Annotated in this window: 13 protein-coding genes; 6 read left to right on the top strand and 7 right to left on the bottom strand. The window is 31.2% G+C overall.

Annotated features, from left to right (window positions below):
• Window positions 1-68: 68 nt before the first annotated feature.
• Window positions 69-1,112 (bottom strand): glutaminyl-peptide cyclotransferase, encoded by a 1,044-nt coding sequence (locus tag WHD07_RS07500; protein WP_343330669.1) that lies wholly within the window; start codon window positions 1,110-1,112, stop codon window positions 69-71.
• Window positions 1,113-1,374: 262 nt separating this feature from the next.
• On the opposite strand from WHD07_RS07500, the gene WHD07_RS07495 reads away from it, so the two are divergent.
• From WHD07_RS07495 to WHD07_RS07485, 3 genes are all read left to right on the top strand, one after another.
• A complete protein-coding gene (locus WHD07_RS07495; RefSeq protein ID WP_036822520.1) occupies window positions 1,375-1,626 on the top strand; it encodes a type B 50S ribosomal protein L31 in 252 nt (83 codons plus the stop codon).
• Window positions 1,627-1,897: 271 nt separating this feature from the next.
• The gene (locus tag WHD07_RS07490) at window positions 1,898-3,409 is read left to right on the top strand and encodes an FMN-binding glutamate synthase family protein (RefSeq protein WP_343330668.1); all 1,512 of its coding nucleotides are present in this window, start codon (window positions 1,898-1,900) and stop codon (window positions 3,407-3,409) included.
• A 16-nt stretch (window positions 3,410-3,425) separates the two neighbouring features.
• A complete protein-coding gene (locus tag WHD07_RS07485; RefSeq protein WP_343330667.1) occupies window positions 3,426-4,394 on the top strand; it encodes a YpdA family putative bacillithiol disulfide reductase in 969 nt (322 codons plus the stop codon).
• 89 nt (window positions 4,395-4,483) lie between these two features.
• Here WHD07_RS07485 and glgP read toward each other — a convergent pair whose 3' ends face one another.
• The 4 genes from glgP to gcvP form a co-directional block, all read right to left on the bottom strand.
• Entirely contained in the window at window positions 4,484-6,124 is a 1,641-nt protein-coding gene (gene glgP / locus WHD07_RS07480) for an alpha-glucan family phosphorylase (protein ID WP_343330666.1), read from the bottom strand.
• Between the two features lie 203 nt (window positions 6,125-6,327).
• Window positions 6,328-7,299, bottom strand: coding sequence for a sugar phosphate isomerase/epimerase family protein (locus tag WHD07_RS07475; RefSeq protein ID WP_343330665.1), 972 nt, complete (start codon window positions 7,297-7,299; stop codon window positions 6,328-6,330).
• Between the two features lie 6 nt (window positions 7,300-7,305).
• Window positions 7,306-8,094 carry a DUF1080 domain-containing protein gene (locus WHD07_RS07470; RefSeq protein WP_343330664.1) on the bottom strand — a complete coding sequence of 263 codons (789 nt, stop codon included), beginning with the start codon at window positions 8,092-8,094 and terminating at the stop codon, window positions 7,306-7,308.
• A 320-nt stretch (window positions 8,095-8,414) separates the two neighbouring features.
• Window positions 8,415-11,300 (bottom strand): aminomethyl-transferring glycine dehydrogenase, encoded by a 2,886-nt coding sequence (gene gcvP, locus WHD07_RS07465; protein WP_343330663.1) that lies wholly within the window; start codon window positions 11,298-11,300, stop codon window positions 8,415-8,417.
• Window positions 11,301-11,488: 188 nt separating this feature from the next.
• Here gcvP and WHD07_RS07460 point away from each other — a divergent pair, with 188 nt between their 5' ends.
• The 3 genes from WHD07_RS07460 to WHD07_RS07450 all read left to right on the top strand — a co-directional run bounded on the left by WHD07_RS07460 (window position 11,489) and on the right by WHD07_RS07450 (window position 15,171).
• The gene (locus WHD07_RS07460; RefSeq protein WP_343330662.1) at window positions 11,489-12,310 is read left to right on the top strand and encodes a hypothetical protein; all 822 of its coding nucleotides are present in this window, start codon (window positions 11,489-11,491) and stop codon (window positions 12,308-12,310) included.
• Window positions 12,311-12,451: 141 nt separating this feature from the next.
• Complete coding sequence (gene serA / locus WHD07_RS07455) at window positions 12,452-14,344, top strand: phosphoglycerate dehydrogenase (RefSeq protein ID WP_343330661.1); 1,893 nt, start codon at window positions 12,452-12,454, stop codon at window positions 14,342-14,344.
• A gap of 8 nt (window positions 14,345-14,352) precedes the next feature.
• Entirely contained in the window at window positions 14,353-15,171 is an 819-nt protein-coding gene (locus tag WHD07_RS07450; RefSeq protein ID WP_343330660.1) for a M23 family metallopeptidase, read from the top strand.
• 302 nt (window positions 15,172-15,473) lie between these two features.
• Here WHD07_RS07450 and WHD07_RS07445 read toward each other — a convergent pair whose 3' ends face one another.
• Window positions 15,474-16,151, bottom strand: coding sequence for a YiiX/YebB-like N1pC/P60 family cysteine hydrolase (locus tag WHD07_RS07445; RefSeq protein WP_343330659.1), 678 nt, complete (start codon window positions 16,149-16,151; stop codon window positions 15,474-15,476).
• Window positions 16,152-16,191: 40 nt separating this feature from the next.
• On the bottom strand, window positions 16,192-16,773 hold the full coding sequence (locus tag WHD07_RS07440) for a hypothetical protein (RefSeq protein ID WP_343330658.1): 582 nt from the start codon (window positions 16,771-16,773) through the stop codon (window positions 16,192-16,194).
• Window positions 16,774-16,789: the final 16 nt, after the last annotated feature.

Here is a 16,789-nt window from a genome sequence, read left to right as displayed (position 1 = left end):
GTCTCAATTACGCTCAATCTAATGTTATTATGTAATGATATCAACAATAGAACTTTTAATTAATTCAATTATTGCTTTTTAATTAATTCAATTTCAAATAATTTACCCCAATGTTTACCAGTTACAAAAAGGCGGTTGTTTTCTTCATCAAAAGCAATTCCGTTTAAAACTTCGTCTTGCGGAACTAACTTCTGTGTTTTTTCCATTTCTGTTTTTAAAGATTTTAAATTTGCAATACCTTCTACAACACCCGTTTTTGGGTCTATAATAACAATGGCGTTTTGCTGATATTTGTTTGCGTAGATCTTTCCGTTTATCAATTCTAACTCATTTAAGTTATCTACCGCGTATTTATTGGTGTAAACCTGAATCGATTTTTGCTCTTTTAAAGTCTCAGGATCTAAAAACCAAATTTTAGACGTACCATCAGATTTAATTAGTTCTTTTCCATCATGTGTTAATCCCCAACCTTCTGCACTATTATTATAGGTAAACTCTTTTTCTTGTTTAAAGGTTTCTAAATTATATACAAACCCTTTTTTAGCCTGCCATGTTAACCAATATATTTTGTTATTAAAAATGGTCATTCCTTCTCCAAAATATTTTTTATCTAAATCTACGGATTGTACAACTTTACCTGTTTTAATTTCAACCTTTCTTAAAGTAGATTGTCCTCTACGACCTGTAGTTTCATATAAAAAACCATCATGATATTCTAAACCTTGTGTATACGCAGTTTTATCATGCGGATATTCATTTACAATATTGTATCCATATACTACAGGCGCTTTATCCGCTAAAACTTCAAAAAAGCTATTTTCTTTTTTTGTTTTTTCAGGATAAAAAACCAATGCAGAAATTTGATGCTTACCAACACCTAAATCAGTGGTATTTATAGAAAGGGTATTTCCTTGAGAAGAAATTTCATTACCGTTTACAAAAAATTGCACACTGTTTATCGGTTTATCTTCTTTTTCCTTTAAGGTAATTTCAATATTAGAGTTTAAAGCAACTTGTTTTTTATGATTTAAACTGAATTTATATACATCAGAACAAGAAGTTAACAGTAAAAAACACGCCAAAAATGTAACAAGTACAGTACTATTTTTCATTTTGTAATTAATTTTATTAATTTTTAATCTTTTTACTTTTTATAAAAAGTGATGTAAAGTCACTATTTATGGGTAAAAGCAAGTGTAAAAGTAACTATTGTGATGGTTAGACCAAATAAAAACAAAATATTTATTTGTTAATTAAAAAATATAGTTAAATTTGCATCCTCAAAATAGTAAAAAACAACTATTTAGAGAACAGAGTAAGCCTTACCAACTTTACTCATGCAAACATAACATTAAAGTATTAAAATATAATAAAATGAGAAAAGGAATTCATCCAGAAAATTATAGAATGGTAGCATTTAAAGACATGTCTAACGAAGATGTATTTTTAACACGTTCTACTGTAGACACTAAAGAAACATTAGAAGTTGATGGTGTTGAGTATCCTTTAGTAAAATTAGAGATTTCAAGAACATCTCACCCATTTTACACTGGTAAATCTAAACTTATTGATGCTGCAGGACGTATCGATAAATTTAAAACGAAATACGCAAAATTCAAAAAATAATCTTTTTAGAATTTTCAACATATTTAAAACTCCAACATTTATTTGTTGGAGTTTTTTTTGCCATGTACATAATGCTTTATTTCATTAATTTAAGAACTCAGTTTGTCTCTATATGGGCGTTCCCTAAAGGTCAGGCTTTTCGCTATATCTTTTTGCTGAAAAAGCAAAAAGGATGCCGCTGCAATCCTTAACGCAAACTATTTGTAAGGCTAGTGCAAAATATCGTACTAAATGACTATTTTTAAAGTCTTTTTTAAATAACCATTATATAATGAGAAATACCATACTTTCTGTTTTTATAGGAATCACTATTTTATTCGGAGTTTTAGTTTACTTTATACCCCAAACAGGAACCATCATTTTAGTCTCCATTTCTGGATTACTTACCTTACTTGCAATTTACGATAGTTTACAAACTACGCACTCATTATTAAGAGCGTTTCCAGTAATTGCAAGATTACGTTGGTTTTTTGAAGATGAAAGAGATAAAATTCAACAATATTTTATAGAAGATAATTTAAACGGTACACCCATTAATAGAGAAAAAAGGAGTATTGTGTATCAGCGATCTAAATTATCTAAAGAAACAGTTCCTTTTGGGACGCAACATAATGTGTATGCAAAGGGCTATGAGTTTGTAAAACACTCTTTGTTTCCAAAAGATCATCATAAAGTAGCAGGAGAAAGAATTGTTTTTGGTTCTGATAAATGTACTCAAAAATACGAAGGTTCTATTATTAATATTTCTGCCATGTCTTTTGGTTCTTTAAGTAAAAATGCAATTATGGCATTAAACCAAGGAGCAAAAATGGGTGGTTTTGCTCATAATACAGGAGAAGGAGGAATATCTCCTTACCATTTGCAAGGTGGAGACGTTATTTTTCAAGTTGGTACAGGGTATTTTGGTGCAGGAAAATCAGTAGATGGAAAACGTGTTTTTGATGACGAAGTTTTTAAATCGAATGCAACTCGTACAGAAGTAAAAATGATAGAAATTAAGTTTTCTCAAGGTGCAAAACCAGGTCATGGAGGGATTTTACCTGCCGTAAAAAACACAGAAGAAATTGCGAAAATTCGTTCTGTAGAGCCTGGGACACAAGTAGATTCGCCTCCAGGTCATTCTGCTTTTTCTAACTATGAAGAAATGATTGTTTTTATACAGAAAGTACGAGATTTATCTGGCGGTAAACCCGTAGGAATTAAATTTTGTGTGGGTAATAATGAAGAAATAGAAACCATGATGCAAGCATTTGCAGACGCTAATAATTACCCAGATTTTATTTCTGTAGATGGAGGAGAAGGTGGTACTGGTGCTGCGCCAATGGAATTTACAAATTATATTGGTACGCCACTTATAGAAGGATTGGTTTTTGTTAATAAACTTTTAATAAAGCATCAATTAAAAGATCAAATTAAAATTATTGCTTCTGGTAAAGCTATAGATGCTTTCGATATTATAAAATACTTGTCTTTAGGAGCAGATGCAGTGGCAATGGCAAGAAGTTTTATGCTAAGTTTAGGCTGTATACAGGCAAGAGAATGTAATTTAGATACTTGCCCTGTTGGTGTTGCTACGCAAGATGATGATTTGGTAAAAGCATTGGTGGTAGAAAAGAAAAATGTACGTGTTAAAAATTACCACCATAAAACTATTGAAGCTGTAAAAGAAGTTGTTGCAGCTATGGGAGTGGCTTCTATTGCAGACATAAAAGCAAACCAAGTTTTTAGACGTAGAAAAGACGAAGAAGTGGTAAGTTTAGAAGATATTTTTTATAAAAATTAAGAGAGTATTTATTCCTATGAAATATTTTGATATTGTTATTATTGGTGGTGGACCCATTGGCATTGCTTGTGGTTTAGAGGCTCAAAAAAAAGGATTGTCTTATGTAATTATAGAAAAAGGACCTATTGTTAATTCGGTATATAATTATCCTGTAAACATGCAGTTTTTTTCTTCTTCAGAAAAATTAGAAATAGATGAAATTCCGTTTATTAGTAAAGAAGCAAAACCCAGAAGGAGCGAAGCTTTAGAGTATTATAGGCGAATTGCTACATCAAATAAATTGAATATTCATTTATTTGAAAAAGTAACTTCAGTTTCTAAAACAGCAAATGAGTTTACTGTTGTTTCTGATAAAAATTCATACAAATCGGCCAATTTAATTATAGCAACAGGTTTTTATGATATTCCGAATACATTAAATGTACCGGGAGAAAATTTATCAAAAGTGTCTCATTATTATAATGATCCACATTTTTATGCAGGACAAAAATTAGCGGTTATTGGTGCAAGTAATTCGTCTGTAGATGCGGCTTTAGAATGCTACAGAAAAGGAGCAGAGGTTACTATGGTTATTAGAGGTGCAGAAGTAGGGCAACGTGTAAAATATTGGGTGAGACCAGATATCATCAACAGAATAGAAGAAGGTAGTATTAAAGTTTATTATAATACTACAGTTAAAGAAATAACTAAAGATACTATTGTTATAAATACAAAAGAAGGTGTAGAAACTTTGCAAAACGACTTTATTTTGGCGTTAACGGGGTACAAGCCAAACTTTACACTTTTAGATGAAATAGGAGTTTCTTTTTCTAAGGATGAAAAGAAAATTCCGACCTATAATGATAAGACTATGGAAACCAACGTGAAAGGTGTTTATTTAGCCGGTGTTATTTGTGGCGGAATGGAAACGCACAAATGGTTTATAGAAAACTCTCGCATTCATGCAAAAATGATTATTGCAAATGTTTTAAAGCAGAGCGTATAAGTAAAGTGATATAAATTAAAAAAAAGCCCAAACAGTTAATTGTTTGGGCTTTTTTTAATTAATCTTTGTCGACTTGAGTTTAAGTTTTTCTAAAACAATTTTTTATAATAATCATCAGCCATTCTTTGGGTTGTAAACTCAGGAATAACATCATCCATAGCCTTAAAAACTATTTTTTGCCATGTTTTAGGAGCGTCGTAATACGTAGGTAAAACTTTGTTTTCTAAAATATTGTATAAATTATCGGTGTCTATTTTATCTTGCTCGTATGTTGGTAAAAGATGATCTAGTGCAGGCAATACAAAACAATTTTCTTCATCTTTTTTAAATTCAGGAATCCAACCATCATCCGTAGATACGTTTACAGAACCATTCATGGCTGCTGTCATTCCACTTGTACCAGAAGCTTCACGTGTAATTCTTGGCGTGTTTAACCAAACATCAGAACCGCATTTTAATTTTCTAGACAAGCCTATTTCATACCCTATTAGCACTGCTAAATTAGGTTCTTGTTTAGATTGATATACTAAATGGTTAAAGGTGTCTATGGCACCATAATCAAACGGATAAGGTTTTCCTGCCCAAATAATTTGTACAGGGTATTTTTGGTTATGAATTAACCTTTTAAAACGATCGTAATCATGTAAAAGTAAATCAGCTCTTTTATACCCTGCAAAACGTCTAGCCCAAACTATGGTTAACACATTAGGGTCTAGTTTTTTTCCAGTTTGTTTGTAAACTTCTTCAAAAAGTTCGCTTTTTAACTGCAATTTTTTATTTTTATAGGCAGTAGCATTTCCTTTTTTCCAAGACTTTTTAATGGTTTCATCTTGCCAAAATTTTTGATTTTGAGCATTTGTAATCGGAATGATTTCACAAATACCTTCGTAATCTTTCCACATATCGTTGGCAACTATGGCGTGAAGTTTAGATACTCCATTTGCTTTTCTAGCCATTCGTAACGCAGAAATGGTGTAGTTAATCATGCCACCATTAACCATTTCTTTGTGTAATTCTTCTTCAGAAAGTGTTCTTCCAAAGAAACCACATCTGTTTAAATGACGTGCATCTCGTTCTTCATTTCCTGCTTTTTCTGGCGTATGTGTTGTAAATACCATTTGCTCTTTGGTAACGCCTTTGTCTCTTAAATAATAAAAAGCAGGTAAGGCATGTCCTTCATTTAAATGATAGGTGTCAGCGCCTCCTAAAGCTTCAACTACTTTTGCACCTGCAATTCCTAAAACAATACTTTGAGATATTCTTGTTACTTGGTTTTGGTCATATAGGTGGTTGGTAATAGTTCTAGATAAATGGTCGTTCCCTTCTACGTCTGTACTTAAAAAATACATAGGTACAGTGCCGAAAACTTCTGGTTTTAAAACGTAGGCTCTTACCTTTACATTTGGGTTGTCGTGTAGTTTTATTTCTACTTCAATCCCTGTATATTCTAAAAAGTCGAAATGTTTTTCATTAAACTCTGTTTTTAAAGTTTGGTCTTCGTTTCTTGCTTGGTCGTAATAGCCGTATTTCCAGAGCATACCAATGCCAATCATATTTTGTTTTAATTCTAATCCAGAACGCATATGTGAACCTGCTAAAAAACCTAAGCCACCAGAGTAAATATTAAATGCTTGATCGATACCAAATTCCATGCTAAAATAAGCTACTTTCTTTTTATATTTTGCAGCAGGTTTGTATGGATGATACCATTTACTATATATATGTTCCATAATTTTTTTATGATTTTAAGAATTAAAAGTAAGGAAAATACACTAGTAATTATATGATGATAACAATAATTTTATGTAAAATTTTTAATTTATAATGTGTATAAATTTGTTGTAATTTGTTTGTTTTTAGTTTTTTATGATAAAAATCATTGCAAGTTTAAGTTTGCTAAAGATGTCTTTTTTAGTGTTTTTTGGAGTTACAATTATAGTTGTTCTAATTTTGTAAAAACCATCTCAAGCAATGCTTTGGTTGCTTTTATTCCTTCGGGTTCAGAAAGAGAATTACCTTCATATTCAATACCTATATATCCTTTAAATCCAGATTTTTTTACGATTTTCATCATTCTAAGAAAATCAATTTTTGTTTCATGACCTGTTTTATCAAAATCGTACGATTTTGCACTAATCCCTTTTGCAAAAGGAATTAGTTCGCTAATCCCTTTATATCTGTCATATTCAGATAGACAATTCTTCTCAGAATCGCGACTTAAGCAGAAATTACCGAAATCGGGAAGCGTTCCTACATTTTGCATTGCAACTTGTTTTATAATACTCGCAAGCCATGTGCCATTAGAAGAGTTTCCTCCGTGATTTTCTACAAGTATATTAATGCCTTTTTCTGATGCGTATTTCCCTAGTTTAGAAAGACCGTCAATAACATTTAGAGCTACTTCATCTGCACTACCTTTACCAGCCGCATTTACACGAATAGAATGAGCTCCTAAGTATTTGGCAATGTCTATCCAGGCATAATGGTTTTCTACCGTTTGCATTCGTTCCTTTATGTTTGGATTTCCAAGATTTCCTAATCGGTCACACATAATTAAACCAACGCTTACTTTATTCTCATCGCATTTTTGCTTAAAGTTTTTCCAATATGTCTTGTCATTTACTTTAGCTCTATAAAAGCTATTTACAAGTTCAATGGAATAAATACCATAGGAGGCTGCTATTTTAGGAAAGTCCATAGGGTCTAAGCTACAATCTTTAAAAGTTCTGTGCAAAGACCATTGGGCAAGTGATATTTTAAAATTTGATGTAGGTTCTTGTGCCGTATTTAATGTTTGGCTAACTTTTTTTGATGATTGAGGTTTAGAATTACAAGATATTAATAGAGAATTTGCAAATAATATTGATATAAAATATACACATAAAATTGTAAGCTTTCTTTTCATTGCTTTTTAATTAAGATTTTTAATTTTTATTTCTCTAAATTCAATTCCTTGTCCTTCTGCTTGTAGCGCAATGAAACCTTCCTTTAGAGGTTTACCGTCAATTTTTATGCGCTTGTCGTAACCTTTTACTATTTTCCCACCAATTTGTGGCTTCGTATATTCTAATACTTTTTTGTTCTCTACAATGTGTGTAATTAATGAATCTTTATAAACAATTACTTCTCCAGACAACCATTGATTCCATTTATAGGTTTTAGAACTTGAAGGTATACAGTGTTTCGGTTCCATTTCTCCTTTAAAAAACACTTCTGTTCCCGGAGAGCACATATTACCTGTGGGTCTAGATTCATTTTCTGCTCTCTCTGCTAAAATTTGGTATTCAACAGAAATTGGCCAGTTTTGATCTTTTAATATGCTATTAGGATTTTGAGAATGAATCATTACACCACTATTTCTATAAGTGCCACGAGGAGCATCTTCCATCCATTGGTCTGTAAATCGGTATTCAAATTTTAAGTGGTAAGAAGAAAAAGGTTTTTTATAATAAAGGTGTCCAAAGCGTTCTCCAAATTCAGAATACTCATTATAATTGACCTGAATTGCACCATCTACGACTCTAAATGTGTTGGCATAATTATCACCAACTTCATGATGGTTAATTTTTGTAACCCAACCATTTAAATCTTTACCATTAAAAAGGTAGACCCAATCACTATCTGTTTTGGAGGTGTTAGAATTACATGAGTTTAACGTTATTATTGCAATTAGTAATAGAATTCCTTTTAGCTTATGCATATCTTGTATTCAGTTTATAATGAAAATTGTTAATGACGAATTTATTTTAAATACTTTGTTTTAATGTTAATGAGGGTATATGAAATGTGTCTGAGAGTTCATTTAGTATTCTTAAAAACTGAAATATAATTATTTTCAGAATGCATATAATACTGCATTATATATTAATCTTTTTCGTTAGGTTTTATATTAAGTTTAGTATGTTAGTTGAATTCTTTTTTTGAATCAAAACAACAATATTGCAAACAACTATTTTTTAAAACAAAAAAAACCGCTTCATAAAGAAACGGTTTTAAATATTTATGTGCAGACATTGTCTGCTAGATATAATCTTCAATTGGGATACAAGAGCAAATTAAATTTCTATCTCCAAAAGCATCATCAACTCTTCTTACAGTAGGCCAAAATTTATTTTCAGCAATATAGTCTAAAGGAAAAGCTGCATGTTTTCTAGTGTATGGTAAGTCCCATTCATCTGCCGTTAACATTTCTTGTGTATGTGGCGCATTTTTTAAAGGATTGTTATCATCACCTTTGGTAGCATTTTTAATCTCTTCACGTATAGAAATCATGGCATCGCAAAAACGATCTAATTCTGCCATAGATTCAGATTCTGTAGGTTCAATCATCATAGTTCCTGCAACAGGGAAAGAAACAGTTGGAGCATGAAAACCATAATCCATTAAACGTTTTGCAATATCTACCACTTCAATTCCGTTTTGTTTAAAATCACGACAATCAATAATCATTTCGTGGGCAGCTCTATTCATTTCACCAGAATACAACGTGTTGTAGTTTCCGTGCAAACGCTCTTTAATATAGTTGGCATTTAAAATAGCGTTTTTAGTAGAATCTGTTAATCCTTTTGCGCCTAACATTGTAATATATCCGTAAGAAATTAAACACACTAAGGCAGAACCCCAAGGAGCTGCAGAAACGGCAGTAATCGCATTTTCTCCTCCAGTAGCAACTACTGGGTTTGTTGGTAAAAACGGCACTAATTGTGGCGCAACACAGATTGGTCCTACACCAGGTCCTCCACCACCATGTGGAATTGCAAATGTTTTATGTAAGTTTAAGTGACAAACATCTGCACCAATGGTTGCCGGATTTGTCAACCCAACTTGTGCATTCATATTTGCACCATCCATATAAACTTGTCCGCCGTTATTATGAATAATCTGCGTAACTTCTTTAATCGCTTTTTCGTAAACTCCGTGAGTAGAAGGATAGGTAACCATTAAAGCAGCCAAATTATCTTTATGTAAAATAGCTTTAGCTCTTAGGTCTTCTACATCAATATTACCTTTTTCATCGGTTTTGGTAACGACTACTTTCATACCAGCCATTACTGCAGAAGCAGGATTTGTACCGTGTGCAGAAGCAGGAATTAAACAGATGTTTCTGTGAGAATCTCCATTTGCTTGATGAAAAGCTCTAATTGTCATTAAGCCTGTAAATTCTCCTTGTGCACCCGAGTTTGGTTGTAAAGAAGTGCCAGCAAAACCCGTAATAACATTTAATTGATGTTCTAATCTTTTTAAAACTTGTTGATATCCTTCTGCTTGATTTAATGGTACAAAAGGATGAATATTTCCCCATTGAGGGTTGCTTAAAGGCAGCATTTCTGAAGCTGCATTTAGCTTCATAGTACAAGATCCTAAAGAAATCATAGAATGATTTAATGATAAATCTTTACGCTCTAATTTTTTAATATAACGCATCATATCTGTTTCAGATTGATACGTGTTAAATACATCGTTTTCTAAAAACGGTGTGTTTCTAATTAAGCTTTCTGGTATAACTTCAAAATCTGCATTAAAAGATTCTTGAGTTAAAATTTGATGAAAGTCGCCTACACTTTCTGCTTCCGAAGAAACAGGTTTCTTTTTAAGTTGACCAAAAATAGTAAACAACGTCATTAAGTCTTTTTGTGTAGTTGCTTCATTTATAGAGATAGAAATGTGTTTTTCATCTACATAATTAAAGTTTACTTTAAAAGATTCTGCAATCGATTTTAATTTAATACAATCGATTTCTACTAATAAGGTGTCAAAATAAGAGGTGTTTAATTGGTTAAAACCTGCTTTTTCTAAATAATCTGCAACTAATTTTGTTTTGTTGTGTACAGAATCCGCAATAAATTGCAATCCTTTTTGACCATGATATACAGCATACATACCAGCCATAACAGCTAATAAAACCTGGGCAGTACAAATATTAGAAGTCGCTTTTTCTCTTTTAATATGTTGCTCTCTTGTTTGCAATGCCATACGCAAAGCACGCTCTCCGTTTTTGTCTTTAGAAACCCCTATAATACGTCCAGGAATACTTCTTTTATAACAGTCTTTTGTAGCAAAATAACCAGCATGAGGACCTCCGTAACCTAACGGAATACCAAAACGTTGTGTAGTTCCTACAACAACATCAACACCAAATGCTGCAGGTGCTTTTAATTTTATAAGTGATAAAATATCAGCAGCAACCGCTACTTTAATATTGTTTTCATTTGCTTTGGCAACAAACTGTTCATAATCATAAACCTGACCATGTTTTCCTGGGTATTGTAAAATTGCTCCGAAAAATTCATCAGAAAAATCAAACTCTTCATGGTTACCAATTACTAATTCAATACCAATAGGAGTAGAACGAGTTTGTAAAACAGAGATGGTTTGTGGTAAAATTTCTTCAGAAACAAAAAATTTGTTTACACCCTCTTTCTTTTGTGCTCTTTCTCTAATATCATATAATAAAGCCATTGCTTCTGCAGCAGCTGTACTTTCATCTAATAAAGATGCGTTAGCTAATTCCATTCCGGTTAAATCACAAACCATTGTTTGAAAATTTAACAATGCTTCTAATCTACCTTGTGCAATTTCTGCTTGGTAAGGAGTATACGCAGTATACCAACCTGGGTTTTCTAAAATATTACGCTGAATTACACTTGGCACAATCGCTTCATGATATCCTAAACCAATGTAACTTTTAAAAACTTTATTCTTTTCAGATAATTCTTTAATATGTGCTAAATATTCATATTCGCTCTTTGCAGGCGCTAAATCTAACTCATTTTCTAAACGAATATCATCAGGCACAGTTTCGTAAATTAATTGATCTAAACTGTCTGCTTTTATCGTTGATAACATTTTTTCTTGTTCCTTTTTATTAGGTCCAATATGTCTATTTTGAAACAAATTTGTATTCATTAACTTAAGTTTTATTTATACATATTCCAATCGTTTTAGTTATTTGTTATAAATACATAAAAAAGATTGATTTTTTCTGCGACAAAAATAAGAATTTTACAAGGTTTTAAGATTACTTATAATTGATAAAAGTGAGTTAATTATCAACCAAATTTAAATGTTATGAACATAAAAGCTATTTTTGTGGAATGAGATTCTTAAAAACGCTGTTCAATTTTTATTTAAATGCAAGTATACATGTTGCATTGTCGGTTTATGCGTTTCTAAGGATTACCGAAATTTATTTAGATCTTCCTTATAATGGTAATCTTAATTATTTTATTTTTTTTGGTACCATTACAGGGTATAATTTTGTAAAATATGCAGGAGTTGCAAAACTGCATCATAGAAGTTTGGCAAAAGGCTTACAGAATATTCAAGTTTTTTCGTTTGTCTGTTTTATAGCGCTGTGTTATTTTACTTTTCAAGTGCCGCTGTATACGCTATACTATACCATTCCTTTTTGTTTACTAACCGTATTATATGCGGTTCCTTTTTTAAGTGGTTTTGATAAAAATCTAAGAGAAATCAGTTATTTAAAAATTATTGTTGTGGCTTTAGTTTGGGCAGGATTTACAGTGTTAATTCCTGTTGTTGATGCCGAAAAAGAAATTACTTTAAATGTACTTTTATTAATGTTGCAACGATTTTTAATTGTTGTAGTTTTAATATTGCCTTTTGATATTAGAGACGTTATGTACGATGCAATTTCTTTACAAACAATTCCTAAAAAAGTTGGAGTTGAAAAGACGCGAAAATTGGGACTTATGTTGCTTGTTTTTGCTTTAGTGTTAGAGTATCTAGTTGCTACGGTTACAGAGGTAAAAACCCCTTTTATGCTTTTCTTTTTTCTGTTGGTTATTTTCTTAATGAGAGCTAAAACTACACAGTCTAAGTACTATAGTTCTTTTTGGGTAGAATTGTTACCAGTTGTTTGGTGGGTGTTTCTTTTAGGATATGATAATTTTTAAGGATGAAAAGGTCTTATTGTACAAAAATTTTTAAATTATCAGAATAAATAAAATAGATATCATAAAACTTTAAAATAGCTTCTTATTTCCCTACTATATTTGTAGATTTACTCACTTAAATTCAACCAAGATTCTTAAGTAATGATTAGCACAAAAAGAAATTATATTTTCGATTTTGACAGTACCTTAACTAAGGTAGAAGCATTAGATGTTTTAGCAGAAATAACATTAGAAAACAATCCTAAAAAAGATGCTATTATTCAAGAAATAATAGACATTACCAATTTAGGAATTGATGGTGAAATATCCTTTACAGAATCTTTAGAAAGAAGAATAAAGTTATTAAAAGCAAATAAAGCAGATTTATCTAATTTAATTGCAGCTTTAAAAAAACAAGTATCAAAATCTATAGAAAGCAATAAAGAGTTTTTTGAAAACTATGCAGATGATATTTATGTGATTTCTTGTGGTTTTAAAGAATTTATAGATCCTATTGTAGCAGAATACAATATACCTTCAGATAGAGTGTATGCAAATACTTTTGAGTTTGCAAAAGATGGTGAAATTATTGGTTTCGATGCCAATAATCCATTGTCTCAGCACAACGGAAAAATAAAGTGTTTAAAAGACATGAATCTCGAAGGAGAAATACAAGTTATTGGTGATGGGTATAGTGATTATGTTACTAGAGAAGCTGGTGTAGCAGATAAGTTTTTTGCTTACACAGAAAATGTTTCTAGAATTAAAACAACAGAAAACGCAGACCACATTGCCCCAAGTTTAGATGAATTTTTATACGTTAACAAGTTGCCAAGAAAAATATCGTACCCAAAGAATAGAATTAAAATATTATTATTAGAAAATGTACATCCAGATGCTTTTAAAAAGTTATCTACAGATGGATTTTCTGTAGAAACAGTTTCTAAAAGTTTGTCTGAAGATGAGTTGATAGAAAAAATAAAAGACGTACACGTTTTAGGTATTCGTTCTAAAACAAACGTTACGCAAAAAGTAGTAGATGCTGCAGATAAATTAATGGTAGTTAGTGCATTTTGTATTGGTACCAAACAAATAGATTTAGAAGCGTGTAAAGAAAAAGGAATCGTTGTTTTTAACGCTCCTTATAGTAATACACGTTCTGTTGTAGAATTAGCTATCGGAGAAATCATTATGTTAATGCGTAGTGTTTTTCAAAGAAGTACAGAAATTCACAATGGTCAATGGAATAAAACAGCAGAAGGTTCTAGAGAAGTTCGTGGTAAAAAATTAGGGATTGTTGGTTATGGTAATATTGGTAAGCAATTATCAATTTTAGCAGAAGCTTTAGGTATGGATGTCTACTATTATGATGTAGAAGATACATTAGGCTTAGGTAATGCCACTAAAGTAGATCAATTGTCAGATTTATTAGCACTTTCCGATGTGGTTACTCTACACATAGATGACAATGCTGCAAACAAAAACTTTATAGGAGAAACAGAAATTTCTCAAATGAAAGATGGCGCAATTTTAGTCAACTTAGCAAGAGGTTTTGTGGTAGATATTCCTGCTTTGGTTGCTGCTTTAAAAAGCGGAAAATTAGCGGGTGCAGCAGTAGATGTGTATCCTTCTGAGCCAAGAAAAAATGGTGAGTTTTTTACAGAGTTACAAGGATTGCTAAATGTAATTTTAACACCACATGTTGGGGGTAGTACGGAGGAAGCACAAAGAGATATTGCAGATTTTGTACCAAGTAAAATTATGGCGTATATTAATTCTGGTAATACAGTAGATGCTGTAAACTTTCCAAATATTCGTTTACCTAGACAAACAAATGCACACCGTTTTTTACATATTCATAAAAATGTGCCAGGTGTTATGGCTAAAATCAATAAAGTTTTAGCAGAATACGAGCTAAACATCAATGGTCAGTATTTATCTACAGATCCAAAAGTTGGGTATGTAATTACAGATTTAGATAAAGAATACAACAAAGAAGTTTTAGAGGCCTTAAGAGAAATTGAAGGAACCATAAAATTTAGAGTTTTGTATTAATGTAACAAATGAATAAATATTTATATATTTTTATTTTATTGATTTCTTGTAATTCCTTTTCTCAAATAGATTTTAAAACCTATTTTAAAAAAGCAGAGAATGGGTTCGAGTTTCTAGCAGATAATAATGAGTTTTGTCCGGTTTCTGTAGAAGTAGAATTAGAGTTGGTAAACTTATCTACATCAAACGGAAACTTTAAAACTTATGTAATTCCTGCAAGAACAAAAGGCTTTGTAATTACTACGTTAAAAGCAATAAAAGCAGGTAGATATAAATATAATTCAAAAACCAGATATAATTACGGAGACCTTGTTACAAAAGACACGGTTGCAGCAGGAGAGTACATTTACAATCTTCCCTTTAAAAAAGGAAAAAAGTTTAAAGTATCTCAAGGCTATAATGGTATAGAAACGCATCAGAAAGTAAATGCAATAGATTTTACCATGCCAATTGGCACAGATATTTATGCCGCAAGAGAAGGCGTTGTAATTAAAGTGGTAGATTACAACACAAAAACATGCGTTACAAAAGGATGTTTAGAGTATAATAACGTAATTTTAATCTATCATAACGATGGTACAATTGCAGATTACTCTCACATTAACACCAATTCAGCAGTCGTTAAAAAAGGCGATAAAGTAACAAAAGGTCAGTTAATAGCAAAAAGTGGAAATATTGGTTGGTCATCTGGCCCACATTTACATTTTGAAGTTTTTAAGCAAGAAATTCTCAAGCGAGAAACGCTTAAAACCAAGTTTAAAATTAACGACGGAACGGAAGCGCCTATTTACTTAGAAGAAAAAGTAAAATACCTTAGAAAGTATTAATTCACTTTATAAAAGAATAACACCCTTCAGGTTTTTAAATTTGAAGGGTGTTTTTTTTTGAAGCTATTTCCTGCTTTCACTACTCGCTTTTTTTATCCTAAAAAGGAATAAAAAAGAGCTCAAACAAACCGTTCAATCAGGGCTAGACTAGTTTGAGAAATGTTGTCATTGCGAGGAACGAAGCAATCTTTCTATAAAAGAACAAATCTTTTTTCACTTTAATTGGGTAAGAAACACAAAATGTAAAAAAGAAGATTAAGTGATTATTTTGTGCGTTATTGACAACAAACAACTTTTACACTTTATTCATTCTCATAATCATGCACAAATTTAATATGCGGACTGCTAGCCATCAAATTAGGATTTGTACCTTCAATACCCTCAGGAATTGGTTGGTTGCGTGTTTTGTAATAAGCTTTCCAACTAGGCATTGGTTTTCCGGTACTGTCGTTAAACGTCATTGGATGCGTAAGAAAAGGAATAGCATCTTTTGGTAAATCTTGAGAAGAAAACATTTTATAAACCAATTCAGAGCAATAATAAGAATTGTCATCCCATAAAAAAATCTCATCATAAGGCGTATTTATTCTTTCAACTCCATATGCTATTGCTTTAGCTATGTAGGGTTGATAATAGTTATCTAGTCTTGCAACCGTGGTGGTAGATTTGTTAAATTTATTTTTATTTCTGTTCAGAAACTTTGTTAAAGGAGTTTGGCAAACTCCCTCTTCAGGAATCGCCTCTATTACAAACCATTTTCCATCCTTTTTCATTGCCATACCAACATGCGAATAGTTTTTAGCTAATGAAGTTGCCGTTACATCTTTAATGGCATTATCAATATCGCCAGTTCCTGTATTTTGAAACAGTAAATCACCTTGTTTTAATTCAAAATTATTTTTGTTTTTATTGCTCTGACAACTGAACAAAACAATAGATAGTAAAATAGGGATGCAAGTTTGCTTTAATGTTTTATGCATGGTTGTTTTGTGATTTTATAAATGGTATTCGCTTTAGTCTTTACTTGATTAGTCTATTTATTTTGTATTCATTTTTCTTTTCATTGTAAAAATTGATATCAATTAAATTATTATTCAATAACCAATTTATTTGTTCGATAAAAGTTTCTTCAGGAATATCAAAATCTACTCTAGAATATTTTTCAACTAAACTCTTTTTTGATTTTTCAATTAAAACTGAAGCAAATTTTTCAACCTCACTTCTTGAAGGGGAATCTAAGTAAAAAATTAGATTTCCATGAGTTGTGCTAATAGTTAAAGTATTATTCATAGGGGCTTTTAAAGCAATAATTCCTAAAAAGAGCATGAAAATTCCTCCCCAAATAATTACGTCTTTTTCTCCATTAGGATTTCCCTCAATAAATACTCCAACCCAAGATAAAGTTGCAATTAAAATAAATGCAATTCCAATAATATTGACTCCTTTTTTTGAATGTGTTTCAATTGTTTTATGATGAGCAATATTCTCAATATTAACAGACCATTCTTTTGCACTTAAAAAACTTTTTTCTTTGATAAATAATTCATTACCAATTAATTCAAATTCTTTAGTTTTTTCTCCTCGTTTTTGTATTAATTTCATTGTTAAACATATTAAA

The sequence above is a fragment of the Polaribacter staleyi genome (assembly GCF_038024045.1).
In the GTDB taxonomy this organism is placed as follows: domain Bacteria; phylum Bacteroidota; class Bacteroidia; order Flavobacteriales; family Flavobacteriaceae; genus Polaribacter; species Polaribacter butkevichii.
This window is presented reverse-complemented; position numbering and strand designations above follow the sequence as displayed.

What these genes read in the sequence shown, in the direction of transcription:
- WHD07_RS07500 (WP_343330669.1), bottom strand. Translation starts at nt 1,112, where the DNA reads ATGAAAAATAGTACTGTACTTGTTACATTTTTGGCGTGTTTTTTACTG.
- WHD07_RS07495 (WP_036822520.1), top strand. Translation starts at nt 1,375, where the DNA reads ATGAGAAAAGGAATTCATCCAGAAAATTATAGAATGGTAGCATTTAAA.
- WHD07_RS07490 (WP_343330668.1), top strand. Translation starts at nt 1,898, where the DNA reads ATGAGAAATACCATACTTTCTGTTTTTATAGGAATCACTATTTTATTC.
- WHD07_RS07485 (WP_343330667.1), top strand. Translation starts at nt 3,426, where the DNA reads ATGAAATATTTTGATATTGTTATTATTGGTGGTGGACCCATTGGCATT.
- glgP (WP_343330666.1), bottom strand. Translation starts at nt 6,124, where the DNA reads ATGGAACATATATATAGTAAATGGTATCATCCATACAAACCTGCTGCA.
- WHD07_RS07475 (WP_343330665.1), bottom strand. Translation starts at nt 7,299, where the DNA reads ATGAAAAGAAAGCTTACAATTTTATGTGTATATTTTATATCAATATTA.
- WHD07_RS07470 (WP_343330664.1), bottom strand. Translation starts at nt 8,094, where the DNA reads ATGCATAAGCTAAAAGGAATTCTATTACTAATTGCAATAATAACGTTA.
- gcvP (WP_343330663.1), bottom strand. Translation starts at nt 11,300, where the DNA reads ATGAATACAAATTTGTTTCAAAATAGACATATTGGACCTAATAAAAAG.
- WHD07_RS07460 (WP_343330662.1), top strand. Translation starts at nt 11,489, where the DNA reads ATGAGATTCTTAAAAACGCTGTTCAATTTTTATTTAAATGCAAGTATA.
- serA (WP_343330661.1), top strand. Translation starts at nt 12,452, where the DNA reads ATGATTAGCACAAAAAGAAATTATATTTTCGATTTTGACAGTACCTTA.
- WHD07_RS07450 (WP_343330660.1), top strand. Translation starts at nt 14,353, where the DNA reads ATGAATAAATATTTATATATTTTTATTTTATTGATTTCTTGTAATTCC.
- WHD07_RS07445 (WP_343330659.1), bottom strand. Translation starts at nt 16,151, where the DNA reads ATGCATAAAACATTAAAGCAAACTTGCATCCCTATTTTACTATCTATT.
- WHD07_RS07440 (WP_343330658.1), bottom strand. Translation starts at nt 16,773, where the DNA reads ATGAAATTAATACAAAAACGAGGAGAAAAAACTAAAGAATTTGAATTA.